The sequence below is a fragment of the Streptomyces yatensis genome (genome assembly GCF_018069625.1).
Classification (GTDB): domain Bacteria; phylum Actinomycetota; class Actinomycetes; order Streptomycetales; family Streptomycetaceae; genus Streptomyces; species Streptomyces yatensis.
On record NZ_CP072941.1, the window covers coordinates 1,626,929 to 1,652,708 of the forward strand.

General features: G+C 72.3%; 26 protein-coding genes. 16 read left to right on the plus strand and 10 right to left on the minus strand.

Translation table 11 applies throughout. The features are described from left to right. Nucleotides 1-113: 113 nt before the first annotated feature. Both J8403_RS05955 and J8403_RS05960 read left to right on the plus strand, forming a co-directional pair. Nucleotides 114-899: a sigma-70 family RNA polymerase sigma factor gene (locus tag J8403_RS05955; protein WP_059146221.1), complete on the plus strand. Its 786-nt coding sequence runs from the start codon at nucleotides 114-116 to the stop codon at nucleotides 897-899. Nucleotides 900-938: 39 nt separating this feature from the next. Next, on the plus strand, nucleotides 939-1,607 hold the full coding sequence (locus tag J8403_RS05960) for a dienelactone hydrolase family protein (RefSeq protein WP_211122218.1): 669 nt from the start codon (nucleotides 939-941) through the stop codon (nucleotides 1,605-1,607). Between the two features lie 115 nt (nucleotides 1,608-1,722). On the opposite strand, the gene J8403_RS05965 is transcribed toward J8403_RS05960, so the two are convergent. Further along, complete coding sequence (locus J8403_RS05965; protein WP_211122219.1) at nucleotides 1,723-2,793, minus strand: ATP-dependent DNA ligase; 1,071 nt, start codon at nucleotides 2,791-2,793, stop codon at nucleotides 1,723-1,725. Between the two features lie 78 nt (nucleotides 2,794-2,871). Between J8403_RS05965 and ligD the strand changes: the two genes are divergently transcribed. Both ligD and J8403_RS05975 read left to right on the plus strand, forming a co-directional pair. Further along, nucleotides 2,872-3,876, plus strand: coding sequence for a non-homologous end-joining DNA ligase (ligD, locus tag J8403_RS05970; RefSeq protein ID WP_211122220.1), 1,005 nt, complete (start codon nucleotides 2,872-2,874; stop codon nucleotides 3,874-3,876). A 33-nt stretch (nucleotides 3,877-3,909) separates the two neighbouring features. Then, entirely contained in the window at nucleotides 3,910-4,905 is a 996-nt protein-coding gene (locus J8403_RS05975; protein WP_211122221.1) for a GlxA family transcriptional regulator, read from the plus strand. A 149-nt stretch (nucleotides 4,906-5,054) separates the two neighbouring features. Here J8403_RS05975 and J8403_RS05980 read toward each other — a convergent pair whose 3' ends face one another. The 4 genes from J8403_RS05980 to J8403_RS05995 form a co-directional block, all read right to left on the minus strand. Then, complete coding sequence (locus tag J8403_RS05980) at nucleotides 5,055-6,200, minus strand: asparaginase (RefSeq protein ID WP_211122222.1); 1,146 nt, start codon at nucleotides 6,198-6,200, stop codon at nucleotides 5,055-5,057. Nucleotides 6,201-6,246: 46 nt separating this feature from the next. Then, complete coding sequence (locus tag J8403_RS05985) at nucleotides 6,247-8,355, minus strand: SpoIIE family protein phosphatase (protein ID WP_211122223.1); 2,109 nt, start codon at nucleotides 8,353-8,355, stop codon at nucleotides 6,247-6,249. Nucleotides 8,356-8,453: 98 nt separating this feature from the next. After that, nucleotides 8,454-9,308, minus strand: a complete 855-nt coding sequence (locus J8403_RS05990) for a caspase family protein (RefSeq protein WP_211122224.1) — start codon at nucleotides 9,306-9,308, stop codon at nucleotides 8,454-8,456. A 223-nt stretch (nucleotides 9,309-9,531) separates the two neighbouring features. Beyond that, nucleotides 9,532-10,143 carry a TetR/AcrR family transcriptional regulator gene (locus J8403_RS05995; RefSeq protein ID WP_211122225.1) on the minus strand — a complete coding sequence of 204 codons (612 nt, stop codon included), beginning with the start codon at nucleotides 10,141-10,143 and terminating at the stop codon, nucleotides 9,532-9,534. 115 nt (nucleotides 10,144-10,258) lie between these two features. Between J8403_RS05995 and J8403_RS06000 the strand changes: the two genes are divergently transcribed. Further along, the gene (locus tag J8403_RS06000) at nucleotides 10,259-10,681 is read left to right on the plus strand and encodes a nuclear transport factor 2 family protein (RefSeq protein ID WP_211122226.1); all 423 of its coding nucleotides are present in this window, start codon (nucleotides 10,259-10,261) and stop codon (nucleotides 10,679-10,681) included. Further along, the gene (locus J8403_RS06005; RefSeq protein WP_211122227.1) at nucleotides 10,674-11,540 is read left to right on the plus strand and encodes an NAD(P)H-binding protein; all 867 of its coding nucleotides are present in this window, start codon (nucleotides 10,674-10,676) and stop codon (nucleotides 11,538-11,540) included. The genes J8403_RS06000 and J8403_RS06005 overlap by 8 nt, the downstream gene beginning before the upstream one ends. A 264-nt stretch (nucleotides 11,541-11,804) precedes the next feature. Here J8403_RS06005 and J8403_RS06010 read toward each other — a convergent pair whose 3' ends face one another. Further along, a complete protein-coding gene (locus tag J8403_RS06010; RefSeq protein WP_211122228.1) occupies nucleotides 11,805-12,314 on the minus strand; it encodes a hypothetical protein in 510 nt (169 codons plus the stop codon). Then, nucleotides 12,311-12,736, minus strand: coding sequence for an ATP-binding protein (locus J8403_RS06015; RefSeq protein ID WP_246585715.1), 426 nt, complete (start codon nucleotides 12,734-12,736; stop codon nucleotides 12,311-12,313). The genes J8403_RS06010 and J8403_RS06015 overlap by 4 nt, the downstream gene beginning before the upstream one ends. Before the next feature lie 610 nt (nucleotides 12,737-13,346). Here J8403_RS06015 and J8403_RS06020 point away from each other — a divergent pair. Then, nucleotides 13,347-14,162 carry an SDR family NAD(P)-dependent oxidoreductase gene (locus tag J8403_RS06020; RefSeq protein ID WP_211128097.1) on the plus strand — a complete coding sequence of 272 codons (816 nt, stop codon included), beginning with the start codon at nucleotides 13,347-13,349 and terminating at the stop codon, nucleotides 14,160-14,162. A gap of 115 nt (nucleotides 14,163-14,277) precedes the next feature. Here J8403_RS06020 and J8403_RS06025 read toward each other — a convergent pair whose 3' ends face one another. Next, entirely contained in the window at nucleotides 14,278-15,681 is a 1,404-nt protein-coding gene (locus J8403_RS06025) for an NsdA family TPR-like regulatory protein (protein ID WP_211122230.1), read from the minus strand. A gap of 278 nt (nucleotides 15,682-15,959) precedes the next feature. Here J8403_RS06025 and J8403_RS06030 point away from each other — a divergent pair, with 278 nt between their 5' ends. From J8403_RS06030 to uppS, 5 genes are all read left to right on the plus strand, one after another. After that, nucleotides 15,960-16,826, plus strand: a complete 867-nt coding sequence (locus tag J8403_RS06030) for a helix-turn-helix domain-containing protein (RefSeq protein WP_137968651.1) — start codon at nucleotides 15,960-15,962, stop codon at nucleotides 16,824-16,826. A gap of 1 nt (nucleotide 16,827) precedes the next feature. Beyond that, a complete protein-coding gene (locus J8403_RS06035; protein WP_211122231.1) occupies nucleotides 16,828-17,067 on the plus strand; it encodes a DUF397 domain-containing protein in 240 nt (79 codons plus the stop codon). A gap of 173 nt (nucleotides 17,068-17,240) precedes the next feature. Continuing rightward, the gene (locus J8403_RS06040; RefSeq protein WP_211122232.1) at nucleotides 17,241-17,846 is read left to right on the plus strand and encodes a hypothetical protein; all 606 of its coding nucleotides are present in this window, start codon (nucleotides 17,241-17,243) and stop codon (nucleotides 17,844-17,846) included. Nucleotides 17,847-17,911: 65 nt separating this feature from the next. After that, nucleotides 17,912-18,724 (plus strand): SAM-dependent methyltransferase, encoded by an 813-nt coding sequence (locus J8403_RS06045; RefSeq protein ID WP_211122233.1) that lies wholly within the window; start codon nucleotides 17,912-17,914, stop codon nucleotides 18,722-18,724. Nucleotides 18,725-18,828: 104 nt separating this feature from the next. Continuing rightward, complete coding sequence (uppS, locus tag J8403_RS06050) at nucleotides 18,829-19,647, plus strand: polyprenyl diphosphate synthase (RefSeq protein ID WP_211122234.1); 819 nt, start codon at nucleotides 18,829-18,831, stop codon at nucleotides 19,645-19,647. Between the two features lie 22 nt (nucleotides 19,648-19,669). Here the strand turns inward: uppS and J8403_RS06055 are convergent, their stop codons facing one another. Continuing rightward, nucleotides 19,670-20,896: an acyl-CoA dehydrogenase family protein gene (locus tag J8403_RS06055; RefSeq protein WP_211122235.1), complete on the minus strand. Its 1,227-nt coding sequence runs from the start codon at nucleotides 20,894-20,896 to the stop codon at nucleotides 19,670-19,672. Between the two features lie 192 nt (nucleotides 20,897-21,088). On the opposite strand from J8403_RS06055, the gene J8403_RS06060 reads away from it, so the two are divergent. Next, nucleotides 21,089-21,745 (plus strand): TetR/AcrR family transcriptional regulator, encoded by a 657-nt coding sequence (locus tag J8403_RS06060; RefSeq protein ID WP_078639262.1) that lies wholly within the window; start codon nucleotides 21,089-21,091, stop codon nucleotides 21,743-21,745. A 45-nt stretch (nucleotides 21,746-21,790) separates the two neighbouring features. On the opposite strand, the gene def is transcribed toward J8403_RS06060, so the two are convergent. Continuing rightward, the gene (gene def / locus J8403_RS06065; RefSeq protein ID WP_211122236.1) at nucleotides 21,791-22,348 is read right to left on the minus strand and encodes a peptide deformylase; all 558 of its coding nucleotides are present in this window, start codon (nucleotides 22,346-22,348) and stop codon (nucleotides 21,791-21,793) included. Nucleotides 22,349-22,534: 186 nt separating this feature from the next. On the opposite strand from def, the gene J8403_RS06070 reads away from it, so the two are divergent. The 3 genes from J8403_RS06070 (at nucleotide 22,535) to J8403_RS06080 (ending at nucleotide 25,759) form a co-directional block, all read left to right on the plus strand. Next, nucleotides 22,535-23,773: a Mur ligase family protein gene (locus tag J8403_RS06070; protein ID WP_093466832.1), complete on the plus strand. Its 1,239-nt coding sequence runs from the start codon at nucleotides 22,535-22,537 to the stop codon at nucleotides 23,771-23,773. Nucleotides 23,774-23,805: 32 nt separating this feature from the next. Beyond that, nucleotides 23,806-24,534 carry a type 1 glutamine amidotransferase gene (locus J8403_RS06075; protein WP_078639265.1) on the plus strand — a complete coding sequence of 243 codons (729 nt, stop codon included), beginning with the start codon at nucleotides 23,806-23,808 and terminating at the stop codon, nucleotides 24,532-24,534. Nucleotides 24,535-24,733: 199 nt separating this feature from the next. Beyond that, nucleotides 24,734-25,759, plus strand: coding sequence for a 6-phosphofructokinase (locus J8403_RS06080; RefSeq protein WP_078639266.1), 1,026 nt, complete (start codon nucleotides 24,734-24,736; stop codon nucleotides 25,757-25,759). Nucleotides 25,760-25,780 lie beyond the last annotated feature (21 nt).

A 25,780-nucleotide genomic window follows, 5' to 3' on the forward strand; every position in this document is an offset into this window, starting at 1 on the left:
TACCACCCAAAGGCGTGCACACCGTCACCAATTTGGTCGAATTGCGAGGTGTTAGGGCGCATGCGAATCTGGTGGCGAACCGCCGTGACATCGGAACACGGAGGCGAGTGACCATGTCAGCAACCGCGACTCGCCAACGACGCCATGACGACACTCCCGACACCGGCGGTGCCTTCCTGCGTCTGTCCCGGCTCCCGTCCGGACCTGAGCGCGACGCGCTGCGCGAGGCGATCATCTGCGCCTGGCTGCCCGTCGCCAAACGCCTTGCGCTGCGCTTCCGCAACAAGGGCGAGAACATGGAGGACCTCACCCAGGTCGCCTCGCTGGCCCTGGTGAAGGCCGTCGACCGCTACAACCCCGACCTCGGGCATGCCTTCCCCTCCTATGCGATCCCCGTCATCACCGGTGAGCTCAAGCGCCACTTCCGCGACTATCTGTGGACGCTGCACATCCCGCGCAACATCCAGGAGGTCCGTTCCCGCACCCGCTCCGCGCGCGACGCGCTGGAGCAGGAGCTCGGCGGGCGCACCCCAACCATCCATGAGATCTGCCTCCGCACCGGTATGCCCCAGGAGGATGTGAAGGCGGGACTGGAGGCCAGTGCCTCCTGCACCCCGCTGTCCCTCAACGCCGCGGTCCAGGGCGCCGAGGAGCGGCTGCTCGCCGAGACGGTGGGCGCGGACGACGCCGCGATCGAACGCGTCGTCAACCGCGAGGCGCTGCGGGTATTGATCGCCGAGCTGTCGGAGCAGGACCGCTACGTCCTCTATCTGCGGTTCTTCGCCGGGCTTTCGCAGAGTCAGATCGGTGAGATCCTGGGCTTCTCGCAGATGCACATATCCCGCAGGCTCTCCCGGCTCTACAGCGAGCTGCGGCAAGGGCTCATGGCCTACGCCTAGCCGCAAGCCCAGCCCCGCAACCCCGGCAGGAGGTGGCCGATGCGCTCCGAGACCGCCCGTATCGCCGCGGACGACGCCATGCTCGTGGGCGATCTGGCCCTTCCCGACCAGCCCATCGGCGTCGTCGCGTTCGCCCACGGCAGCGGCAGCTCCCGGCACAGCCCGCGCAATCGCGCGGTGGCCCGGGTGCTGCAGGACGCGGATCTGGCCACCCTGCTGTTCGATCTGCTCACCGACGCCGAGGAGCGGGTGGACGCGATCACCGCCGAACTGCGCTTCGACATCCCCCTGCTGAGCCGGCGGCTGGTGGCCGCGATGAACTGGCTCGGCGAGCACCCGGCCACCTCCGCGCTGCCGGTAGGGCTGTTCGGCGCCAGTACGGGAGCGGCGGCGGCGCTGACGGCCGCCGCGGAGCGGCCGGAGCGGGCGGCGGCCGTGGTCTCCCGCGGCGGCCGGCCCGATCTCGCGGGCGGTGCGCTGAACCGGGTGCGGGCGCCGGTGCTGCTGATCGTGGGCGGTGACGACCACGAGGTGCTGCGGCTCAACCAGCAGGCGGCCGCCATGCTCGCCGCCCCGCACGAGATCCATGTGGTGCCCGGCGCGAGCCATCTGTTCGAGGAGCCCGGAACCCTGGAGGAGGCCGCCGAGGCGGCGCGTGACTGGTTCGTACGGATGGCCAGGCACCCGGCCCGGGGCGGCAAGCGCTGACGCGCGTGGCGCGGCTGGGGGAACGCCTGCGGCGGGCTGTTCCCCTCCCCGCCCCTTCCCGCATCCGGGCCACCGGGCGGACACCCCGTAGGCGGCGGGCGCTGACGGACAGCCGCTACCCGTCGGCCGACCCCAGCACCTGCCGCAGATCGTAGGAGACCGGCTCCTCCAGCTGTTCGTAGGTGCACTGGCCGGGCTCCCGGTCCGGGCGCCAGCGCCGGAAGCGGGCGGTGTGCCGGAAGCGGCCGCTCTGCATGTGGTCGTAGGCCACCTCGCACACCCGCTCCGGGCGCAGCGGCAGCCACGACAGATCCTTGACCCCGGTCCAGCGGCTGGGCGCGCCCGGCATCCGGCCCTTGGCGTGGGCCTCCTCGCGCGCCCAGTCGGCCCAGGGGTGGCCTTCGACGGTCTCCATGGCCAGCGGCTCCAGCTCGGCCAGCAGCTCCTGGCGGCGGCGCGCGGTGAAGGCGGCGCTGACGCCCACGTGCTGGAGCCGGCCGGTGGCGTCGTACAGGCCGAGCAGCAGCGAGCCCACTCCCTGGCCGGACTTGTGGACGCGGTACCCGGCCACCACACAGTCGGCGGTGCGCTCGTGCTTGACCTTGGCCATCACGCGCTCGCCGGGGCGGTAGCGCAGGTCGGGGCTCTTGGCCACGACACCGTCGAGCCCCGCGCCCTCGTAACTCTCGAACCACTGCCGGGCGACGTCGAGATCGTCGGTGCAGGGGGCCAGGTGCACCGGGTCCGCGGCGTCGCGCAGCGCCTCGGTCAGTGCCTCGCGGCGTTCGCTGAGCGGGGCTTCCATCAGCGAGGCGTCGCCGAGGGCGAGGATGTCGAACGCCACGAAACTGGCCGGCGTGGTCTCGGCCAGCATCCGCACCCGGGAGTCGGCGGGGTGGATCCGCTCCAGCAGGGCGTCGAAGTCCAGCCGTCCGCCGCGCACGATGACGATCTCGCCGTCGAGGACGCAGCGCGGGGGCAGGTTTTCGAGCAGCGCCTCGGCCAGTTCGGGGAAGTAGCGGGTGAGCGGCTTGGTGGTGCGGCTGCTGATCTCGATCTCGTCCCCGTCGCGGAAGACGATGGCCCGGAAGCCGTCCCATTTGCCCTCGTACCGCATCCCGGGCGGGATCGTGGCCACGGCCTTGGCCAGCATCGGCTCGACGGGAGGCATCACCGGAAGGTCCATGATGTCCGATTGTGCTCCTGCGACGGACCCAGCGCCCGCCGGGAGGCGGCCCCGGGCGGGCGGGCCTAGCGTGGCCGTATGGCAGAGTCGGTGGAGCTCACGGTCGGCGGTCGCACGGTGCGGGTGACCAACCCCGGGAAGGTGTACTTCCCGGAGCGCGGGTTCACCAAGCTGGACCTCGCCCGCTACTACCTGGCGGTCGGCGAGGGCGCGCTGCGGGCGCTGCGGGACCGGCCGACGACGCTGGAGCGCTATCCGGACGGGGTCGACGGGGAGTCGTTCTTCCAGAAGCGGGCCCCGAAGAACCTCCCGGAGTGGATTCCGACCGGCCGTATCTCCTTCCCCAGCGGGCGGCACGCGGACGAGATCTGCCCCACCGAGACGGCGGCCGTGGTGTGGGCGGCGAATCTGGGGAGCCTGACCTTCCATCCGTGGCCGGTCCGGCGCGGGGACACCGAACACCCCGATGAGCTGCGGATCGACCTCGACCCCCAGCCGGGCACCGACTACGAGGACGCGGTACGGGCCGCGCAGCAGCTGCGCGAGGTGCTGGACGGGCTGGGGCTGCGGGGGTGGCCCAAGACCTCGGGCGGCCGGGGGCTGCACGTCTTCGTCCCGATCGCGCCGGAGTGGACCTTCACGCAGGTGCGGCGGTCCGCGATCGCGATCGCGCGGGAGCTGGAGCGGCGGGATCCGGAGCGGGTGACCACCAAGTGGTGGAAGGAGGAGCGCGGCCGGAAGATCTTCGTGGACTACAACCAGACCGCCCGGGACCGCACCATCGCCAGCGCCTACTCGGTGCGCCCCCGCCCCCATGCCCCGGTCTCCGCGCCGCTGCGCTGGGAGGAGGTCCCCGACGCCCGGCCGCGCGATTTCGACCTGGCCACCATGCCGGTGCGCTACCGCGAGCTGGGCGATGTGCACGCGGACATGGACGAGCACGCCTTCCGGCTGGAGTCCGTGCTGGAGCTGGCCACGCGGGACGAGCGGGAGCATGGGCTCGGCGACCTCCCCTATCCGCCGGAGCATCCGAAGATGGCGGGCGAGCCGAAGCGGGTGCAGCCGAGCCGGGCCAAGAAGTGATGGCCGGATTCGCGCGTCTGCGAGAATCGCGCCATGTCCGTCTTCGCTCATCCCGGCCGCCATCGGGTGGCGGTGCTGGTGCGCCACGGGCTGCTGCCGTTCGAGCTGGGCATGGCGCACCGGCTGTTCGGCCGGGCCGTATCGGCCGCCGGCGAGCCGCTGTACGAGGTGGTGACCTGCGCACTGGTCCCCGGTGAGGTGCGCACCGACTCCGATGTCACGATGCGGGTCGCCCATGGCCCGGACGCGCTGGGCGAGGCCGACACCGTGCTCGTCCCGGCCGCCAACGAACCGGACGAGCCCCAGACCGAGGGCCGTCTGGGCGCCCCGCTCACCGGCGCCTTCGCCCGGATCCGCCCCGGCGCCCGGATCGCCTCGATCTGCACGGGGGCGTTCGTGCTGGCGGCCGCGGGGCTGCTGGACGGCCGCCGGGCGACGACCCACTGGCAGGAGGTCGACCGGTTCCGGGAGCTGTTCCCGGCCGTCGCGCTCGATCCGGACGTCCTCTACGCGGACGAGGGCGAGGTGCTGACCTCGGCCGGGGACGCCGCCGGTATCGACCTGATCCTGCATATGATCCGGTGCGACCACGGCGCGGCGGTGGCGGGCGAGGTCGCCCGCGGCTCGGTCGTGGCGCCGCATCGCGACGGCGGCCAGGCGCAGTTCATCCGGCGGCCGGTGCCGGAGCAGCGCGGCGGCTCCACCGGCGCGGCCCGCGCCTGGGCGCTGACCCGGCTCGACCGACCGCCGACCCTGCGGGAGCTGGCCGAGCGGGAATCGATGAGCGTACGGACCTTCTCCCGGCGGTTCCGCGAGGAGGTGGGGATGACCCCGGTGCAGTGGCTGACCCAGCGGCGCCTCGAGCGCGCCCGGCAGCTGCTGGAGGAGACCGATCTGCCGGTGGACCGGATCGCGGCGGACGCGGGCTTCGGCACCGCCGCCTCGCTGCGGCAGCATCTGCACACCGCCCTCGGGGTGTCACCGAGCGCCTACCGCTCCACCTTCCGGGGCAGCGTGGCCCGCCCCTAGGGTCGGGCGGGCCGCGGCGGAGCCGCGCGCATCGATACTTCCCTCCCCTCGCCCTTCCCGCTGCCAGGGGCTTCGCCCCCGACCCCGGGGCCTGGGGCGGAGCCCCAGTTGAGGGAAGGGGCGGGGAGGGGAACAGCCCGCCGCGGGCGTCACGGCCCGTCGGACACCCCCTGGTGGCGGACCGTGAACTGGCCGGTGCCCAGGGTGTGGAACCAGGTCTGGATCCGATGTTCGTTGTGGGTGGTGGCGAGCGAGAGAAGCAGCAGCAGCCGGGCCTTCTGCGGGGTCAGGTCCTGGGCGCCGATGACGCCGTGGACATCGGGGTCGTAGACCGCGCCGGAGCCGGTGCGCGAGGCGGAGACCATGACCACCCCGTTCTTGACGGCGTCGTCCCGGGCCTCGGTCATGGCCGGGGAGAGTCCGCCCGCCCCGGTGCCCGCGGTGACGATCCCGGCCGCCCCGGCGTCGGCGAACGCCTTGATGGCCTGGGGTCCGGCGCCCTGGTAGCTGTAGGCGATATCGACCTTGGGCAGCGGCCGCCGGGCGATCCGGTCGAGGTCGAACGGGGTCTTCCAGCCGGGCTTGCCGCACTGCTCGACCCGGGCGGGTGCCCGGTCGACGCGGATGTGGTTCTGGTCGATGACGCCGAGTTCCCCGCTGCTGCCGCTGCTGAACGCGTTCAGCCGCAGGGTGTCGGACTTGCGCACCTCGCGGGCGGCGTGGATCTGGTCGTTGAGCATCACCACGGCGCCGAAGCAGGTGGTGCGCCCGCTGGCCGCGAGGTGGATGGCGTTGTAGAGGTTGGCCGGGGCGTCGGAGCCGATCACCGTCCAGGGCCGCATGGAGCCGGTGAGCACCACGGGCTTGTCGCTGCGGACGGTCAGGTCCAGCCAGTACGCGAACTCCTCCATGGTGTCGGTGCCGGTGGTGACCACCACCCCGTCGTTGAACTTCAGGGCGTGGTCGACGGCGGCGGTGAGGCGGCGGTACTCGGCGATCGTGTAGTTGTTGGAGTCCTTGTTGCCGAACTGCTGGGTGGTCACGTCCGCGATCCGGTTCACCTCGGGCCTGAGGTCGTTGACCAGCCGGGACACCCGGAGCTTCCCCGCCTCGTAGTCGTCGAAGGACACCTTGGACTTGCTGACGCCCGCGATGGTGCCTCCCGTGCCGATGACCGCGACCTTGGGGGTGGGCCTGGGGTCCGGCTCCGTGGCACCGGCGAGGGAGGCCGTGGTCCCCAGGGCGACGGCCGCCAGGGCGGTCACTACGGTGAAGCGGCGGGCGAGCTGAGCCATCGGGACGTCGTTTCATCGATGGGGTGGGTGCTGTGTCGGCCCTTGTTCAGCCACTTTCCACGGTAACCACGGACGTCTCCGGCAGGCGAGGGCGGCGCAGCCGGGCCAGCAGCAGGGCCACATCGTCGTCCGGCGCCCCGTGCAGCGCGGCCAGCACCTGGTCGCAGATCCGCTCCAGCGGGCCCTGGTGCCGGCGCAGCAGCTGGACCAGGGTGTGCAGTCCGACGTCGAGGGACTGATGGCGCTTTTCCACCAGGCCGTCGGTGAACAGGGCCAGCAGCGCCCCCTCGGCCAGCTCCCGCTCCACCGAGGCGAAGGGGACGCCGCCGACGCCCAGCGGCGCGCCGGTGGGGATGTCGATGAGTTCGGCGTCCCCGCCGGGATGCACCAGCACCGGCGGCAGATGGCCGGCCGTGGACATCTCGCACCGCCCGGTGCGCGGATCGCAGACCGCGTAGAGACAGGTGGCGATGGACTCCCCCAGGCTGGGCGTGATCTCGTCGAGATGGCACAGCACCTGGGCCGGGGGCAGGTCGAGCCGGGAGAAGGCCCGGGTGGCGGTGCGCAGCTGGCCCATGATCGCCGCGGCGTGGATGCCCTTGCCCATCACGTCGCCGACCACCAGCCCGACCCGGCCGTCCGGGAGCGGCAGCACATCGAACCAGTCGCCGCCGGCGGCGCTGACCGCGGGCAGATACCGGGAGGCGATCTCCAGGCCGTCCAGGTCGCGCGGCTGCTGGGAGAGCAGGCTGCGCTGGAGGGTGAGCGCGGCGTCGCGTTCGCGGGCGTAGAGCCGGGCGTTGTCGATGCACAGGGCGGCGCGGATGGCCAGTTCGCAGGCGAGGGTGAGGTCCTCCTCGTCGAACGGCCTGGGGTTGATGGTGCGGTGCAGGCTGAGGGTGCCGAGCACACTGCCGCGGGCGATCAGCGGGGCGGCGATGTACGAGTGCACGCCCTCGCGCAGCAGCACCCGGGCGGCGTCGTCGTCCCGGGCGATCCGCCGGACGTCCTGCTCGGTCACGTGCGGCACCAGGATCGGCCGGGCCTCGCGGACGCACTGGGTGATCAGCCGGGTGGGCTCGTAGCGGGCGATCTCGCCGACCGGGTCCGCCGCGTGGACGGCGTCGGTGGGGTAGCCGGCGGCGACGGCCAGCGCCCGGAAGCGGGCGGAGCCGTCGGCCCACACCCGGGGGGTGGCCTCGCGGTGCACCACGGAGTCCAGGACGTCGACGGCCGCGAGGTCGGCGAGCCGGGGCACGGTCACATCGGCGAGTTCCTGGGCGGTCTGCCGCAGATCCAGCGTGGTGCCGATGCGGACGCTGGCGTCGGCGATCACGGCCAGCCGCTCGCGCGCCTCGGCGATCTCGCTGGTCTCCCGGTGGCGCCGGGAGATGTCCATGATGGAGACGGCGACGCCGAGGATCCGGCCGCTGGGGTCCTCCAGCCGGTAGTACGACTCCGACCAGGCGTGGTCATGGTCGGGGTCGGCCGGGGTCCGGCCGATGCTCTGCTGGTCCAGCAGCGGTTCACCGGACTCCAGCACATGCCGCATCGCGGCCTCGATGGCCTCGACGTCGAGCCCGGGCAGCACCTCCCCGAGGCGGTGGCCGCGCACCTGGGGCTCGGTGATGGAGTTCATCTGCTGGAGGGCCGGGTTGGCGCGCAGCCAGCGCAGCTCGGTGTCGAACACCGCGAGCCCCACCGGCGACTGTCCGATCAGGAAGCCGGACACGGCCAGATCGGTCTCCAGCCGCCGTACGGTCCCCTCGTCGGCGGCCAGCCCGAGCGCGTAGCCCTCGCCGTGGGCGTCGCGCAGGCCCATGGTGCGGAACTCCACCTTCAGGGTGGAGCCGTCCGGGCGGCGGACCGGGAAGACGCCGGCCCAGGTGTCGCCCGCCCGTACGCGTGCGAAGAGCTCCACGGCCGCGCGCCGGTCCTTCGGGTGGACCAGCAGCTTGTCCGCGCGGCGCCCCAGCGCCTCGGCCGCGCGGTAACCGAACAGTTGTTCAGCCTCCGGGCTCCACAGTGCGATCCGCCCCTCGACGTCCAGCGCCACGGCGGCGACCCGCAGCAGATCGAGCACTCCTCCCGGGGCGGTCGCCATGCTGCCGATACCCGCCTCGTCCTCCTGGTCAACAGGGTCATGCGTGGTCATACCGGCACCTCACCGGCTCGCCGTGCCCTCCTACTGTCATACCTCGCCCGGCGGGCCACCGCACACGGGTATGACGCGGGCACGCTACAGATCCCGGATCAGATGGTGAAGGGCCGCTGCCGGGCGAAGGCGGAGTTCGGCGCGCCCACCTGGAAGAGGTGGGGCGTCTGGTCGGGCGGCATCCGCTTGACGATCTCACGGTGCAGTCCGCGGTAGCTGCCCGCGAAGGCACCGCCCCGCCAGACCTCCAGCAGCGTGGCGGTGAACAGGCCGTTGACGATTCCGTCGGCGGAGGTCTGGTTGTCCTGGCAGCCGGAGATCTGCAGCACGCTGGCGTCGATTCTGGCGAGGTCCTTGGCGGTGCGGGTGTTCTGGATGCGGTCGTAGGCGTCCCGGTCGCGCCGGTAGACGGCGGACTGCACCGACTGGGGCATGGCCCGGATCCTGCGGCCGACCTCCGCGGGGTCGGCGGTGCTGAAGCGCCGGTCGAGCTCCTGGGCGCTGAGCAGCTCGGGCAGCCGCCGGGCCACGGTGCCGCTGTGGCAGCTGTCGGAGAGCAGCCAGATCCGCACCCCCTTGGCGAACTTTCCGAACAGCTCGAAGAGCTCGTCGTCGACCAGCTGCCGGTCGTGGAGCACCCAGGTCTCGTCCAGCCGGTCCCCGGTCTCGTCGTGGTTGAGATCGGGCACCTGACCGCCGTGGCCCGAGTAGGTGAGGAAGAGGATGTCCCCCTCGGCCAGCCGCCCGGCCGCGGCCTCCAGGGTGGCGGTGACGGTCTCCGCGGTGGCGGCCGGGCTCAGCAGCGGGTCGGTCACATCGAACCCCGCGGCGTCGGCGATCCCGGCCATGTCGACGGCGTCCTGCTCGCAGGCGCCCAGCTCACCGCTCCAGCCGTCGTAGGCGGCGGGGTCGACCTGGTTGAGTCCGATATGGACGGAGAGGCCGGTTGACATGGGGGCTCCTAGGGTCGAGGACGCGCGGCGGCTCACCACCGCTCGTCACTAAGCGATGATGCGGGGCCGCGCACCGCCATGCCCGTTCTCCGGCCCATCCGGAGGAGGAGCCCCTCGGGAGTCGCCCCCTGGCCGAGGAGGAGCCCCACCGGAGGAGACATCCGTCAGCGGAGGCGCCCCGCCGACGTGGCGCCCCGCGCGCCCAACGGCCCCGCCCCGGCCGTCACTCCCCGTGCGGCCGGGCGCCCAGGGCCCGCAGCGCCATATCGGCGGCGCGCTCGAAGTAGCCGGGCTCCAGGGCCGCCCCACGGGCCGAGACGCGCCAGTAGACCAGCCCGCCGAGCAGATCGAGCGCCAGCTCGCGGTCGAGGTCCCGCGGCAGCTCACCGCGCTCGGCCGCCCGGTCCAGCATGCCGATGGCGCGGGCGCGCCGCGGCTCGCCGACGCAGCGGGCCAGGGCCTGGAACAGCTCCTCGTCCCGCTGCGCCTCGGCGATCAGGTCCGGCAGGATCCGCGAGAACCGCGGATGGGTCAGCCAGTCGGCGACCGCGTGCAGTGCGGCCAGCACATCGCCGCGCAGGGATCCGGTGTCGGGCTCCTCGACCAGGGCGACGCTCAGCTCCGATACGACCGCGATGACCATCCGCTGTTTGGAGGGCCACCGCCGGTACAGGGCGCTCTTGCCCACTCCGGCCCGTTTGGCCACGGCCTCCATCGACAGCCGGCCGTATCCGTGCTCCGCGAGTTCGTCCAGAACGGCCTCGGCGATGGCGGCGGTCTTGTCCGCACGCAGGGTGGCGGCGCCGCTCGGGGGGCGCCGGTTGGTGTCCGACATGGCTTCGAGGTTAACAGATGGACGGGACGGTACCGTCTCGTTCTATGATGGACGGACGGGACGGTACCGTTCCGTCCGTTGGTGATGACATTCCCCTGTGAGAAAGAAGTAGGTCATGGACGACCGCATCAAGGTGTTCGAGCGGGCGAAGGAACTGCTGCTCGACCACGACATGATGGGATTCGCGAACCTGTGGGCCGTCGACGGCACCATGGAGTTCCCCTTCGCTCCGGCCGGCCGGCCGCGCCTGCTGGAAGGGCGTGAGGCCGTGCGCGCATATGTGCGGGACTACGCCGACCACATCGATCTGCGCGGCGTCGCACATCAGGTCATCCACCGCACCGAGGACCCCGAGGTGCTGATCGTGGAGTTCTCGATGGACGCCGTGGCCGTTTCGTCCGGCCGTCCGCTGCGCCCCTCGTACATCGCCGTCATCACCGTCCGGAACGGCGAGATCGCCTCGTACCGCGACTACTGGAACCCGCTGATGCTCAGCGAGGTCGGCTTCGGTGCCGAGGAGGACCGGACCGATGACTGAACCCACTGTTCTGGTCCTCGGCGCCACCGGGAACACCGGCTCCGAGGTGCTGCGGATGGTGCGCGCCCAGGGCGTGCGGGCGCTGGCCGCCACCCGGCGGCCCGAGGCCGCGGCCGGGGCGGGCGAGACCGTCCGGTTCGACTGGCACGACCCGGCCGGCCATGCGGCGGCGCTGGACGGCGTGGAGCGGATCTATCTCGTCTCGCCCCTGGGGGTGGCCGAGCCGCGGCCCATGGTCGAGCCGTTCCTGAACACCGCTGTCGCCCAGGGCGTACGGCGGGTGGTGCTGCTGAGCTCCTCCGCGGTCCCCGAGGCGCCCACGGGCCTCGGCGCGCTGCACACGCTGGTGAAGGAGACCGTTCCGGAGTGGGCGGTGCTGCGGCCCTCGTGGTTCATGCAGAACTTCACCGGTGACCATGCGGTGGCCCACGCCATCCGCGGCGACGGCGAGATCGTCACCGCCACCGGGGACGGCAGGGTGGCCTTCGTCGACGCGAGGGACATCGCCGCCGTCGCCACCCGGGCCCTGCTGGACGACCGCCCGCACAACACGGACCACGTCATCACCGGCCCCGAGGCGCTCGGCTACGCGGAGGCGGCGCGCATCGTGACCGAGGTCTCCGGGCGGCCGGTCCGCCATGCCGCGGTGGAGGCCGGGGAGTTGCGGAAGAGGCTGGAGGCGATGGGGATACCGGCGGAGTTCGCCGCGGTGCTCGCCGGGCTGGACGAGGACATCCGGCACGGCGCGGAGGACCGGACGACCGACACCGTCCAGCGGGTCACGGGACGCGCTCCCCGCTCCTTCCGCGCCTTCGCCGAGGCACACCGCGCCGCCTTCGCCCCGGCGCCCGCCGCCTGAGCGCTCCGCGGGAAGTGCCGCGAGGTGCGGTCGTTCCTCCGCGGCCGTGTCGTGGCCGGTCGCCGACGCGGCGGAGCCGCATATCGACACAGCCGCGGCGGAGCGGTATATCGATACCGCCCCGCGCCCCTTCGGGGCCCACCCGAACCGCACCGGACGTCATCGAGGCCGCTTGGCACCCCGTCATCCCTGTCCGGCGGACCGCCACGGGCCCGCGGCGTCCCTCGCCGATGTCGGCGGGCGCCGAGGTCCACCGGACAGGCCCTAGCGGAACAGCGCATCCGGGACGGGCCGGTCGATGGCCTCCTCCAGGGCGGCGCGCAGGGTACGGCTGTCGGTGAGCGGGCCGCCGGGCCGGATCAGCCAGACATGGCCCTGCCGGACGCAGCCGGGCCTGGGGCAGCGCAGCACCCGGCCGGGCCCGGCCGCGGCCACCGCGCGGCGGCGGGCGTACGCCGTCCCGGCCAGCCAGCCCTTCCACTCGGCCGCCGATCCGGGCGGCACGAGGAAGGAGAGCACATGGCTGGCGGTGGCGAGCATCACCGGCCCCACCGCGTCGCGCCGCCGCAGCACCTGGATCACCGCGGTGCCGATGTCGTCGCACATCCGCACCAGGTCGAAGACGGGGCCCACCGGCAGATCGGCGAGGCCGCCGCCGCTGGCCCACTGCACCCGCACCCGCCCGGGGTCGTCGCTCGCGGCCAGCAGCCATTCGGCCGCGTCGGCCTCCACGGTGACCCGCATCCGGCGGTCACCGCGCGCCCCCGCGTTCATGAGCTGGTCACCAGCGGCAGGGTGAACCACACCTTCTTCCCCCGGCCTCCGGGGTCGGGCGGCTCGGTGCCCCAGTCGAGGGCGAGGTCCTCGACGATGGCCAGTCCTCGTCCGGACTCCTCGGTCGGCTCCGGCTTGCGGGCGACGGGGATCACGGGCGAGCCGTCGGCCACCTCCACCCGCAGCTCACGGCCGAAGCGTTCCAGCGAGACGGTGACGGTGACGGTGTCGGCGGGGCCGGAGCTGCCGTGCTCCACGGCGTTGGCGAACAGTTCGTTGGTGGCGAGGACGACATGGTCCACGATCGCGCCGAGCCGCCAGTCGCGCAGATGCCCGGCGACCATCCGGCGTACGGCGGCGGCGCGGTCGGGAAGGGCGGGGAACTCCGCCCGGAAGAGCCGGCGGGTGTCCAGCGGGATCACCGTCCTCTCCCCTCCAGTGCAGGGGACGGGGATCGCCGCGGCGGCCGGCCCGGTAACCGGATCGGCTCCCGGCGCGGTAACCGGATCGGCTCGCGGCCCGGTAAGCGGATCAGCTCGCGGCCGGGTAACCGGATCGGTTCGCGGGCGGTCCGCGGAGACCGCGATGCCATGGCTCGCGCCCATCGTCTCGCTCTCCTCATCGGCCGACGCCGGCCTGTGCGACAGCCCTGGAAAGGATCGGCTCACGGTGTCGGTCCTCACGCTCCTCGTCGGTCTGCGGGCTGTGGTGGCATACGGGCCCATGGAGCGGTTGATGCCCCGGTGAGCGGGTAAGCGCATTCTGGCGACCGACCGCCTGGCATCTGAGCTGGTGACAGGTGGTGCGCACACCCCACCCGACCCGCCTGGACCAGCTGCCACGGACGGAGACGGCCCGGTCGCGGTGAGTGCCGGATACCGGCATGGTTCCTCCTTCGAAGGCAGCGCAAAGCGCCGTCGGTCGCCGTTCATGTAGACAAACGGTTGGACCGGCCGGTGGGCGAGAGGGCATGGGGGTTGTCCGGTTGTACGGGCGTAGTGGTTCGGGCTGTACGGTCCGGACGTGGCAAGCGTGAGCGACGGCCGCGAGGGGCGGCTCGGCCCGGGGGAACGGTCCGGCGTGGACGCCAAACGGGTCCTGGTGACCGGCGGCTCCCGGGGGCTGGGTGAACAGATCGTACGACTCCTGGCCGCCGGTGGGGCGCGATTGGCCACCTGTGCGCGGACACCGGAGGATCTGCGGGCGCTCGCGGCGTCCCTGAGCGCCGAGGGCCATGGCGAGTTGTTCACCCGTACGCTGGACGTCACCGAGCCGGGGCCGCTGGAGGAGTTCGTCGATGCGGCGGGGATACGTTTCAGCGGTCTTGACGGCGTGGTGGCCTGCGCCGGTGGCGCCCGCGGCCGCGGCATCGAGGACGCCGGTCCCCGGGACTGGTCGCTGACCTGGGAGATGAACGTGGGTCATACGGCGCGGCTGGTGAAGGCCGCGGTGCCGCATCTGCGCCGCGCGGGCGGCGGCTCCGTGGTGGTGATCGCCTCCATCTCCGGCTGGAAGCCGGGACCCCAGGCGCAGTACGGGGCGGCCAAGGCCGCCCAGATCCATCTCGCGGCCTCGCTCGCCCGCGAGCTGGGCCCGGACGGGATCCGGGTGAACGCCGTCTCCCCGGGGTCCATGCTGATCCCCGGGAAGCGGTGGGACCGGATGCGCACCGAAGAGCCCGAGGCATACGCCCGGTTCACGGCCGAGCTGCCACGCGGTGAACTGGTCACCCCGCGGGAGGTCGCCCAGGTCGTGGCGTTCCTGCTCTCGGACGCTTCCAGTGGGGTCTCCGGTGCGCATCTGCCCGTCGACCGAGCCCAGAACGCCCCCACGCCGGGAGGGTATTGACCCCCCGGCGCTCCCCCGAGCGGAGGCGCTCCGGACACGTCACCGGCCGCTCACGCGGAGCGGCCGGAGACTTCGCCGTGGCCCCGGGCGGGGCGAAGCCCCGGGGCCCGGAGCCTCAGGCGGCCACGCCGAGCACCGTCCGCGAGCGCTGCTCGAACTCCCGGACCATGGGCTCCCCGCGGTGTGGCCGCAACCGGGTGCGGAAGTCGCGCAGCGCCTGGATGGAGCGCTCGCTGTGCACCCCGCTGAGCGTGTCCAGCGCCTCGCCCGCGGTGCCGACGGCCTCGTCCAGCCGGTTCTGCTGGAGGTAGGACGTCGCCAGCACGGATCTGCTGATGGCCTGGCGCCGGCGCCGGTCGGCGTTGGCGCGCACGGATTCGGCGGCGGCGTGCTCGGCCTCGGTGGCATTGCCCAGGTCGCGGAAGCACAGCGCCGCCTCGGCCGCCAGATAGTGGTGGTCGAGGAAGCGCACCCAGGGCGACTCCTGCTCGGAGCCCTGGCTGGCCTCCAGCTGGGCGTCGGCCGCGCGCAGCGACTTGGACGCCTCCCGGGGCTGGTCCAGGGCGGCGTAGCCCCGGGCGGCCATGGCGTGCAGCCGCATCAGCCCGAGCGGGCTTCCGGCGTGCTTGGCCGTGGCGACACCGACCCGGGCCAACTCGACCCCCGCCTCGGGCTGGCCCAGGTTGGTCGCCAGATGGGACAGGCCGGCCAGGATCTGACCGCCCAGGACCCGGTCGCCGCCCTCGGCGCACAGCCGCAGCGCCTGGGTCATATAGCGCTGGGCCAGGCCGTATTCGGCGTTGTCATAGCTGCTCCAGCCGGCCATGGCGGCCAGCTTGGCGGCGGCGGTGAACAGCTGGCGCCGCTCCTGGGGGGGTGCGCCGCGCTGCTGGAGCATGGGGACGACCTCGGTCGACAGATAGAGCACGATGCTGGCGCGGACCTGGCCGCCGCCGAAGCGATTGTCCATCTCGTCGAACATGTTGATCGCCGCGTGGACCTGTTCGACGCGGCCGCCTTCGGCCGCGGGTGCGAGCCGGGCGGTGTCCTGGTTCTCGACCAGCCACAGCAGCCATTCGCGCTGCGGGGTCACCAGTGCGCCGGCGACGAAGGGCACCGCACCCAGCAGGCTGCGGCGGGATATGTCGGTGGAGCCGAGTTCGGCGAGCGTGTGCAAGGTTTCTGCTACGTCCTCCCGGTAGGCCAGCGCGCGAGCCACGACCGGGCGCTGTCGGTCGGAGATGAACCCCAGCTCGGCGGGGGCCACGGGCCTGCCGAGCCGGTGGGAGAGCACGGCGGCGATCAGCTCCGGCGTGGTGCCACGCGGCTGTCCGCCTTGCAGCCAGCGGGTGACGGACGCCTTGTCGTAGTTCGACTCGCGCCCCTGCCTACGGCCCAGTTCATTGACCCGCAGGGCCAATGAGGCGTAGGAGCACCCGGATTCCTTCAGAGCCGCGGCCAACCCGACGTTGACCACGGCGCCTTGGCGCCCGCTTACCGGCTGTGCGTGATGCGTCACCGTGACCGTCCCTGTTTCGAGCCACGGCGATCTGCGGGTTCCCCATCGCTCGGCGCCGACCGTCTGGCCGGACAACTCAACGACGTTGTGGACATGGGTGGTTGGGAGCCCTCGCCATAGAGGGTGAGATGGGTCACGTGCTCACTATGCGTGGTGAAGCCATCACCCCGCAACCATCGTTCTGATAATTTCAAACCGATTGACTCGCTCTGTCAGTGTCATCCAACGCGTGGCACACTGTGCAGGCATATGACAGCCCTTCCCCCGGGAGGCGGGACGTGAGCGAGGCACGGCCGGCCGGCGCCGCCCCCACCGTTTTGCGCAGAGTCCTCGGCAAACGCCTGCGGCATCTGCGCGAGCGGGCGAAGGTGTCGTTCGAGGAAGCCGCGAAAGCCATCGAGGTCACCCCGTTGACCGTGCGCAGGATGGAGAAGGCGGAAGTCGGTCTCAAGATTCCGTATCTCAAGGAGCTGCTGCGGAACTACGGCGTCCGCGGCCCGGAGATGGAGGACTTCCTCGCCCTGGCACGGGAGGCCAACCAGCCGGGCTGGTGGCATCAGTTCCGCGATGTGCTTCCGGACTGGTTCAGCGCTTACGTCAGCCTGGAGAGTGAGGCCACCGTCATCCGGGCGTACGAGCCCCACTACGTCCCCGGGCTGCTCCAGACTGAGGACTACGCCCGAGCGGTGCTGCGCATGGGCTTCCCCCATGACACCGAGGAGGAGCTGGAGCGCCGGATCGCCCTGCGCGTCCAGCGCCAGGAGCTGCTCACCAAGTCGGACGCGCCGACCATCTGGGCCATCCTCGACGAGACGGTGCTGCGCCGCCCGGTGGGCGGCTCACGGGTGATGCGCGACCAGATCGACCACCTGATCGGCACCTTGGAGATACCCAAGGTCAGGCTGCAGATCATGCGGTTCGCGGCGGGGCCGCACCCCGGGGCCTTCGGCCCCTTCCACTACTTCCGCTTCGGATTCTCCGAACTGCCGGACGTGGTCTACACGGAGAGCCTCACCGGGGCGGTCTATGTGGACAAGCCGGCCGAAGTCGTCGCCTATCTCGAGGTCCTGGACCGGATGGCGGTCCAGGCCGAGCGGATCGGCGACTCCAGCACCATCCTGGCCGAACTGCGTAAGGAGCACTGAGATGCACGACCCCGTCTACAGCGGAATGCCGGCCACGGACCTGGGCACGGAGGGCTGGGAGAAGCCCTGGAGCGGGTCCAACGGCGGCACCTGCATCGAGGCCAAGCGGCTGCCGGACGGGCGGGTCGCCCTGCGCCAGTCCACCGACCCGGCCGGGCCCGCGCTGATCTACACCCGCTCGGAGGTGGCGTCCTTCCTGGAGGCGGCGAAGTCCGGCGGAGCGGACTTCCTCATCGCCTAGAGGGGCCACGCACGGGCGATCCCTCGAAAACCACTACGCCCGCACAACCGCACAACCCCGCACCGCACTCCCGTCCCCGCCGTCCCGCCACGCACACTGAAGACGCCGTGGCGGGCGGCGGCGTCGTCCCCCCTCGCAGAGCTGAGAGCTATGGGACCGACAGGATGCCGGAAATGAACCTCGACCATGCGGTGGCACAGCACCGCACGCTGATCGTCGAGGGCTGCGACGGGGTCGGCAGGGACGCGCTGCTGGCCGGGCTCGCCCGCCGGCACGGCTACACCGTCACCCGCGCCTCCCCCGACCTCCCGCATGTCGACCCGGTCCGGCCGTACCGGGAACTCCTCCTGCACGGCGGGGCGCTCGCGGTCGACGCCGGGCTGGTCGGCGAGCTCGTCTACGGGCCGCTGCGCCGTGGCCACTCCCGGGTGACCTGGATTCAGGCGTTCGACTTCGCCGAGGCGGTGGCCGAGCGCCGCGGCGCCTTCGTCCATGTGACGGCCCCGGTGCCGGTGCTGGAGGACCGGCTGGCCGCGCGCGGCGCCTCGGCCGCGGCCCTCACGGAGATCGGGGCGGCGGTGACCGGCTATGACCACGCCTTCTCCACGCTCGCCGAGCACGCCCCGGTCCTCACCGTCGAGGAGCGGCCGGCCGCGGACGGTGGCCCGGATCCGGATCCGGGCCACGGCGAGGCGGCGCCCGAGCCGCCGGTCTCCTCGTTCGCCCGGCCCCTCCCGCGCATCCGCTCCCCCGTGCCGTTCTGCGCCCAGCGTCGCTGAACTCCCCCGCACCGGGCTTACGTTGGTGCCCCGCGAACCGCACACGCACGGCAGGAGATGGCTCCATGACAGACGGCTCGTCCACCCCGGACCAGCAGGCCCTGAACAAGATCGACACCACGGTGCCGCATTCGGCCCGGATCTGGAACTACTGGATGGGCGGCAAGGACAACTACGAGGTCGACCGGATCGCCGGTGACGAGTACCGGGAGGTCGCCCCGAACATCGAGACCATGGCCCGCGCCTCGCGCGCGTACCTCATCCGCACCGTCACCCATGTGGCGGGCGAGTGCGGGATCCGGCAGTTCCTGGACATCGGCACCGGGCTGCCCACCTACGACAACACCCACCAGGTCGCCCAGCGGGTGGCGCCCGAGGCCCGCATCGTCTACGTGGACAACGACCCCCTGGTGCTCCGGCACGCCCAGGCGCTGCTCACCAGCACCCGGGAGGGGGTGACCGACTACATCGACGCCGATCTCCACGAGCCCGAGCGGATCCTGGAGGCCGCGGCGAAGACGCTCGACTTCGACCGGCCCATCGCCCTGATGCTGATGGGCATCCTCGGCCACATCCAGGACTACGACGAGGCGGTGTCGGTCGTGCGGCGGCTGCAGGACGCCTTACCGTCCGGCAGCTACTTCGTGCACTACGACAGCACCGACACCGACCAGGCGCTCAAGGAGGCACAGCAGGGCTACGACGACACCGGCGCCGTTCCCTATGTGCTGCGCAGCGTCGCGCAGATCAGCCGCTTCTACGAGGGTCTGGAGCTGATCGAGCCCGGTATCGTGTCGTGTCCGCTGTGGCGGCCGGGCCCCTCCGAGACGGACATCGAGACCACCGATGTCCACGGGGGCGTGGCCCGCAAGCCGTGACGGCCGTGACGACCAAACGAATGGTTCGGCCACCGGGGAGGTAACCCCCGCCCCCGTCGCGTCGTCAGACACGGCGCCGGGAAGCTAGGCGGAGGGACGCGTGGGTGTTCGAGGTCGGAGCCTGGAGAGTGCCCTCCGTCAAGCGGCTGCTGCGGGCGTCGATCGACGGTGCGCCCGCCGTCGTACGGCAACGCCGCGGCCCCCAGGACGAGTCACCGGGGCGGCCGCGGCACCTGGCCATCATCATGGACGGCAACGGCCGCTGGGCCGCCCTGCGCGGCCTCTCCCGCACCCGGGGCCATCAGGCGGGGGTGCTGGCGCTGCCGCGGGTGGTGGACACGGCTCTGGAAGAGGGCATCGAACATCTGTCGCTGTTCTTCTTCTCCACCGAGAACTGGAACCGCCCGCGCGGCGAGGTGGCCGCCCTGATGCGGCTCACCGCCCAGCTCGCGGACGTCTTCCGGGGCTACGGCGAGCGGGGGGTGCGGCTGCGCTGGCTGGGCTCGGAGGCCCGGCTCCCCCGGGCCACGCTGGCCGCGCTGCGCCGCGCGGAGGCCGATACCCGCGACAACCGCGCGATGACGCTGGCCTTCTGCTTCAACCACGGCGGCCGGGAGGAGATCGCCCACGTCGCCACCTGTCTGGCCCGCGCCTCGGCGGACGGCGCGCTGGACCCCGGGCTCATCGACGAGGCCCTGTTCACCCGCCATCTGCCGCATGCCGATCTGCCGGACATCGACATGCTGGTGCGCACCTCCGGGGAGCAGCGCATCTCCAACTTCATGCTCTGGCGGGCGGCCTACGCGGAGCTCTTCTTCGTCGATACCCTGTGGCCCGACTTCACCGGTGAGGAGCTCCGCGCGCTGCTGGCCGCGTTCGCCACCCGAAAACGGCGCTTCGGGGCGGGCGTGGGCCCGCCCTAGCGGCTCGGGCCGGCGGCTGGGCTCAGCGGATCTGGACGCCGGAGAGGGTGCGGGCGATGACCAGGCGCTGGATCTCGCTGGTGCCCTCGAAGATGGTGTAAATCGCGGCGTCGCGGTGCATCCGCTCGACCGGGTACTCGCGGGTGAAGCCGTTGCCGCCGAGGATCTGCACCGCCTGGGCGGTGACCTGCTTGGCGGTCTCGCTGGCGAACAGCTTGGACATGGAGCCTTCGGCCGAGTCGAAGGGCTTGCCGGTCACGGCCATCCACGAGGCGCGCCACACCATCAGTCGCGCGGCGTCGATCCGTGTGCGCATGTCGGCGAGCTGGAAGGCGACACCCTGGTTGTCGATGATGGGGCGGCCGAACTGCTGCCGGGTCTTGGCGTAGTCGAGCGCGACCTCGTACGCGGCGCGGGCGGTGCCGACCGCCATGGCGCCGACGGCCGGGCGGGACGCCTCGAAGGTGGCCATGGCGGCGTTCTTCAGCCGCTCCCCGCCCGTCTTGGCCCGCTCCCGGGCGCGCGCGAGGCGTTCGTCCAGCTTCTCCTTGCCCCCGAGCAGGCAGCTGCCGGGCACCCGCACCTGGTCGAGGACCACCTCGGCGGTGTGCGAGGCGCGGATGCCGTGCTTCTTGAACTTCTGGCCCTGGGACAGACCGGGGGTGCCCGGCGGGATGATGAACGAGGCGTGGCCCTTGGAGCCGAGTTCGGGGTCGACGACCGCGACCACCACATGGACATTGGCGATACCGCCGTTGGTGGCCCACGTCTTGGTGCCGTTCAGCACCCATTCGTCCTTGGCCTCGTCGTAGACGGCGCGGGTGCGCATCGAGCCGACGTCGGAGCCGGCGTCGGGCTCGGAGGAGCAGAAGGCGGCCACCTTCACGTCGTCCGCGTCGCCGTACATCTGCGGGATCCAGGTGCCGATCTGCTCCTCGGTGCCGTTGGCGAGGACGCCGACGGCGGCGAGGCCGGTGCCGACGATGGACAGCGCGATGCCCGCGTCGCCCCAGAACAGCTCCTCCATGGTCATGGGGATGCCGAGGCCGGTGGGGTCGAAGTACTGCTGGGCGTAGAAGTCGAGGGAGTACAGGCCGATCTTGGCGGCCTCCTGGATAATCGGCCAGGGGGTCTCCTCGCGCTCGTCCCATTCGGCGGCGGCCGGGCGCATGACGTCCGCGGCGAAGCCGTGGATCCAGTCGCGCACCGCCTTCTGATCGTCGTCGAGCTCGAACGAGAACTCCGCCATGACCCCTCCACGTGCTTATTACCTGCGGTAACCGCAGTCTGTTACCGTCCAGTAGACGATGTCAACTCCCCCGGGCACGCGGGCCCCGCGACCCCCGCGGGTGTTACGTTGCGCAGAGCGCGGAGCGCGATCGCGCCGGGAAACGCGAGGCGCGAGAGCGCGAGTACGACATCGGGGGCGGGGAGGCAACGCATGCGGACCGGGACCAGCCAGCGCGACGACCAGCGCACGACGGCCCAGCAACGGCGCAAGGAGCTGCTGGAGGCCGCGGACCGGGTGGTGCTGCGCGACGGACCAGAAGCCTCGATGAACGCCATCGCCGCCGAAGCGGGCATCACCAAGCCCATTCTCTACCGCCACTTCGGCGACAAGGGCGGCCTGTACCGCGCGCTCGCCAAGCGCCACACCGACGCCCTGCTCGCCTCGCTGCGCGCGGCCCTGGACGCGCCCGCCGAGGACCGCCGGCACCGCGTGGAGGCCACGCTGGACACCTATCTGGCGGCGATCGAGGCACGGCCCCAGGTGTACCGCTTCCTGATGCACCCGGCCGACCACGGCCAGCAGGAGCCCGAGCAGGGCTTCGACGTCGGCCACCACTCCGCCCCGCTGCTGCGCAGGCTCGGCGAGGAGCTCGCCACCGTGATCGCCGAGCGGCTGGATCTGGGACCCGGCGGCGACGAGGTGGCCCGGGTCTGGGGCCACGGGATCGTCGGCATGATGCACGCGGCCGGCGACTGGTGGCTGCGCGACCGCCCGTGCGCACGCGGCCAGTTGGTGCACCATCTCACCGATCTGCTGTGGGGACGGCTGTCGCTGGCGGACGACCGGGTGGGCGCACCGGGCTTCTGAGCCCCCGGCCTCCGCTCGCACCCCGCCGCGGTCCGGCCGGATGCCCTACGCCCCGGCGCCAGCCGACGCCGCCCAGGGCGCCCGGCGGACCGCCCGCAGCACCCTGCGCCGCCGCAGCCCGGAGAGCCGGTCGAGGAACAGCCCGCCGTCCAGGTGGTCGCACTCGTGCTGCAGACAGCGGGCGAAGAAGCCGGTGCCCTCGATCCGCACCGGCTCCCCGGTCATCGTCACGCCCTCGATCACCGCACGGTCGAAGCGCGGGGTGCCCGCCTCGATGCCCGGCAGCGACAGACAGCCCTCCGGCCCCCGCACCGTCACCCCGTCGGCCGCGGCCAGCCGGGGGTTGACGACATGCCCCAGATGGCGGTGGTCCTCGTCGTCCGGGCAGTCGAAGACGAAGACCCGCAGCCCCACACCGATCTGATTGGCGGCGAGCCCCACCCCGTGCGCCGCGTACATCGTGGCGTACATGTCCTCGATCAGCAGGGCGAGCTCGGCGTCGAACGCCGTGACCTCCGCGCACGGCGCGCGCAGCCCCGGATCGCCGAGGAACCGCATGGGCCGCACCGCTCCGCGGCTGCCCGGTATCACGCCATGTCGCATGGCAGCCAAGCCTACGGGGCCGGGGAAGTGTCCTGCGCGGGTGACGGAATTCGGGACAGCCGCCGGATCTCGATAGGCTGCTACCCGACCGTGGCCTCCCGGCTGGCGATGCGGCGCGGAGGGGGCGTACCACCGGCGCCTCGGGGGGCAGGTGCGGCGCCGGTATACGAGGAGGATCGAGAGACGATGGCAGGCAACTCAGAGCCGCTGTCGCCACGTGCCAAGCTGGCCGTGACGGCGGGCAGGGCCGCGGCGGCGGTGTCCAAGGCCGCGGGCCGCGGCAGTGGATCGGTGATCGGCGGCAAGGTGGCCCTGCGCCTCGACCCCGATCTGCTCAGCAGGCTGGCACAGCACCTGGACGTGATCCTGGTGTCGGCGACCAACGGCAAGACCACGACCACCCGGCTCATCGCCGAGGCGCTGCGGGCGGCCGGTCCGGTCGTCTCCAACGCGCTGGGCGCCAATATGCCGGCCGGTATCACCTCGGCCCTGGCCGGCGGCTCCGACGCCCGCTACGGCGTCATCGAGGTCGACGAGAAGTACCTCGCCGGTGTGGCGCGCGACACCGAGCCCAAGGCCATCGCGCTCCTCAACCTCTCCCGTGACCAGCTCGACCGCGCCGCCGAGACCCGGATGCTCGCCGAGAAGTGGCGCGAGGGCCTGACCGGCACCAAGGCGATCGTGATCGCCAACGCCGACGACCCGCTGATCGTCTGGGCCGCCTCCTCCAGCCCCAATGTGGTGTGGGTCGCCGCCGGGCAGGAGTGGAAGGACGACGCCTGGTCCTGCCCGTCCTGCGGCGGTGTGCTGCAGCGCCCGGGCGACGACTGGGTCTGCGCGGAGTGCGGCTTCCGCCGTCCGGTCCCCAGCTGGGCGCTGAACGGCGACTACGTCCTGGACCCGCACGGCGCGGCCTGGCCGATCCACCTCCAGCTCCCCGGCCGTGCCAACAAGGCCAACGCGGCCACCTCGGCCGCCGTCGCCGCCGCCTTCGGGGTGCCCCCGCAGGTCGCGCTGGAGCGGATGTACCAGGTCCAGGCCGTGGCCGGCCGGTATGACGTGGTCACCTTCCAGGAGCGCCAGATGCGGCTGCTGCTGGCGAAGAACCCGGCCGGCTGGCTGGAGACCTTCTCGCTGATCGACCCGCCGCCCACTCCGGTGATCCTCTCGGTGAACGCCCGCGGCGCCGACGGCACCGACACCTCCTGGCTGTGGGACGTGGACTACACCCGGCTCGCCGGGCACCCGATCTGCGTGATCGGCGACCGTAAGCTGGACCTCGCGGTGCGCCTGGAGGTCGCCGGGCTGGACTTCCGGGTCTGCGCGGACGCGGACGAGGCGGTGCGGATCTCCCCGCCCGGCCGCATCGAGACCATCGCCAACTACACCGCGTTCCAGGACCTGCGCCGCCGGGTCGGCAACTGACCCCCCGTACGAGAGGCACGAAGATGCGAAGCATGAGCCAGAACGGCCTGCGTCTGGTGTGGGTCTACCCCGACCTGCTGAGCACGTACGGCGACCAGGGCAACGTCCTGGTGGTGGAGCGCCGGGCGCGGCAGCGCGGGCTGGAGGTCTCCCGGCTGGACGTCCGCTCCGACCAGCAGATCCCCACCTCCGGGGACGTCTATCTGATCGGCGGCGGCGAGGACCGCCCGCAGCGGCTGGCCGCCGAGCGGCTGATCCGGGACGGCGGGCTGAGCCGCGCGGTCGCCAACGGGGCGATCGTCTTCTCGGTGTGCGCCGGGTACCAGATCCTCGGCCATGAGTTCATCAACGACCTCGGGCAGCGCCAGCAGGGCCTGGGGCTGCTGGACGTGGTCAGCACCCGCGGCGAGGGCGCCCGGTGCGTCGGGGACGTGCTGGCCGACATCGACGAGCGGCTCGGGCTGCCCCCGCTGACCGGCTTCGAGAACCACCAGGGCGTCACCCACCTCGGCCCGACCGCCCGCCCCTTCGCCCGGGTCCGGTTCGGCAACGGCAACGGCACGGGCGACGGTTTCGAGGGCGCCTACAACGACACCGTTTTCGGGACGTACATGCACGGCCCGGTGATGGCCCGCAACCCGCATATCGCGGACCACCTGCTGAAGCTGGCCCTCGATGTGAACGCGCTGCCGCCGGTCAACGACCAGTGGTACGACGCGCTGCGCAACGAGCGGATCGCGGCGGCGTCCCAGCCCGCCTGAGCCACGGCCCGCTCGCCCGAGCGCCACTCGGACGCCGCCCGGGCGCCACTTCGCCGCCACTCGGGCGAAGGGTGCCCGCATGGCGGACATCCGACGGACGACCGCGCCCCCGCCGCCCGGCCGCTTGTAAGGTGGCGGGGTCCCGCCGGACGACGCGGTCCGGCCGTCGGCCCCCAGCTCAGACAGAGGTATGCGTGCCATGCGCATTGGTGTGCTCACGTCCGGCGGCGACTGCCCCGGCCTGAACGCGGTCATCAGGTCAATCGTCCACCGCGCCACCGTCGACCACGGCGATGAGGTGATCGGCTTCCACGACGGCTGGAAGGGCCTGCTGGAGGCCGACTACCGCAAGCTCGACCTGGACGCCGTGGGCGGCATCCTGGCGCTCGGCGGCACCATCCTCGGCTCCACCCGGGTACGCCCCGAGCATCTGCGGGACGGCGTGGAGCGGGCCAAGGGGCATGTGGCGGAGCTCGGCCTGGACGCGGTCATCCCCATCGGCGGGGAGGGCACGCTCAAAGCCGCCCGGCTGCTCTCGGACGCCGGGCTGCCGATCGTCGGCGTGCCCAAGACCATCGACAACGACATCGCCTCCACCGATGTGACCTTCGGCTTCGACACCGCGGTCGGGGTCGCCACCGAGGCCCTGGACCGGCTCAAGACCACCGCCGAGTCCCATCAGCGGGTGCTGATCGTCGAGGTCATGGGGCGGCACACCGGCTGGATCGCGCTGCACTCGGGCATGGCCGCGGGCGCCCACGCCATCGTCGTCCCAGAGCGCCCGTTCGACATCGAGGAGCTCACCAAGACCGTCGGGGCGCGGTTCGAGGCGGGCAAGAAGTTCGCGATCGTGGTGGTGGCGGAGGGCGCCAAGCCGCGCGAGGGCACGATGGACTACGAGGCCGGCGGCAAGGACGTCTACGGCCACGAGCGCTTCGCGGGCATCGCCCGCCACCTCTCGGTCGAGCTGGAGCGGCGGCTCGGCAAGGAGGCGCGGGCGGTCATCCTCGGCCATGTGCAGCGCGGTGGCACCCCGACGGCGTACGACAGGGTGCTGGCCACCCGCTTCGGCTGGCACGCCGTGGAGGCGGCCCACCGGGGCGCCTTCGGCACGATCACGGCGCTGCGCGGCACGGATATCGACCTGGTGCCGCTGGCCGCGGCCGTGGAGCGGCTGAAGACGGTCCCCGCCGAGCGGTACGCCGAGGCCGAGTGCGTACTGTAGGGACGACACAAACCGGTTAAT

Excerpts from the sequence above, each read along its gene's own strand:
- J8403_RS06000 (WP_211122226.1), top strand. The coding sequence starts at position 10,259 with ATGGACGACCGCATCAAGGTGTTCGAGCGGGCGAAGGAACTGCTGCTC.
- J8403_RS06080 (WP_078639266.1), top strand. The coding sequence starts at position 24,734 with ATGCGCATTGGTGTGCTCACGTCCGGCGGCGACTGCCCCGGCCTGAAC.
- ligD (WP_211122220.1), top strand. The coding sequence starts at position 2,872 with ATGGCAGAGTCGGTGGAGCTCACGGTCGGCGGTCGCACGGTGCGGGTG.
- J8403_RS06075 (WP_078639265.1), top strand. The coding sequence starts at position 23,806 with ATGAGCCAGAACGGCCTGCGTCTGGTGTGGGTCTACCCCGACCTGCTG.
- J8403_RS05965 (WP_211122219.1), bottom strand. The coding sequence starts at position 2,793 with ATGGACCTTCCGGTGATGCCTCCCGTCGAGCCGATGCTGGCCAAGGCC.
- J8403_RS05975 (WP_211122221.1), top strand. The coding sequence starts at position 3,910 with ATGTCCGTCTTCGCTCATCCCGGCCGCCATCGGGTGGCGGTGCTGGTG.
- J8403_RS06005 (WP_211122227.1), top strand. The coding sequence starts at position 10,674 with ATGACTGAACCCACTGTTCTGGTCCTCGGCGCCACCGGGAACACCGGC.
- J8403_RS05995 (WP_211122225.1), bottom strand. The coding sequence starts at position 10,143 with ATGTCGGACACCAACCGGCGCCCCCCGAGCGGCGCCGCCACCCTGCGT.
- J8403_RS05990 (WP_211122224.1), bottom strand. The coding sequence starts at position 9,308 with ATGTCAACCGGCCTCTCCGTCCATATCGGACTCAACCAGGTCGACCCC.
- J8403_RS05985 (WP_211122223.1), bottom strand. The coding sequence starts at position 8,355 with ATGACCACGCATGACCCTGTTGACCAGGAGGACGAGGCGGGTATCGGC.
- J8403_RS05980 (WP_211122222.1), bottom strand. The coding sequence starts at position 6,200 with ATGGCTCAGCTCGCCCGCCGCTTCACCGTAGTGACCGCCCTGGCGGCC.
- J8403_RS05960 (WP_211122218.1), top strand. The coding sequence starts at position 939 with ATGCGCTCCGAGACCGCCCGTATCGCCGCGGACGACGCCATGCTCGTG.
- J8403_RS06070 (WP_093466832.1), top strand. The coding sequence starts at position 22,535 with ATGGCAGGCAACTCAGAGCCGCTGTCGCCACGTGCCAAGCTGGCCGTG.
- J8403_RS05955 (WP_059146221.1), top strand. The coding sequence starts at position 114 with ATGTCAGCAACCGCGACTCGCCAACGACGCCATGACGACACTCCCGAC.
- J8403_RS06060 (WP_078639262.1), top strand. The coding sequence starts at position 21,089 with ATGCGGACCGGGACCAGCCAGCGCGACGACCAGCGCACGACGGCCCAG.
- J8403_RS06045 (WP_211122233.1), top strand. The coding sequence starts at position 17,912 with ATGACAGACGGCTCGTCCACCCCGGACCAGCAGGCCCTGAACAAGATC.
- J8403_RS06035 (WP_211122231.1), top strand. The coding sequence starts at position 16,828 with ATGCACGACCCCGTCTACAGCGGAATGCCGGCCACGGACCTGGGCACG.
- J8403_RS06055 (WP_211122235.1), bottom strand. The coding sequence starts at position 20,896 with ATGGCGGAGTTCTCGTTCGAGCTCGACGACGATCAGAAGGCGGTGCGC.
- J8403_RS06010 (WP_211122228.1), bottom strand. The coding sequence starts at position 12,314 with ATGAACGCGGGGGCGCGCGGTGACCGCCGGATGCGGGTCACCGTGGAG.
- J8403_RS06040 (WP_211122232.1), top strand. The coding sequence starts at position 17,241 with ATGAACCTCGACCATGCGGTGGCACAGCACCGCACGCTGATCGTCGAG.
- def (WP_211122236.1), bottom strand. The coding sequence starts at position 22,348 with ATGCGACATGGCGTGATACCGGGCAGCCGCGGAGCGGTGCGGCCCATG.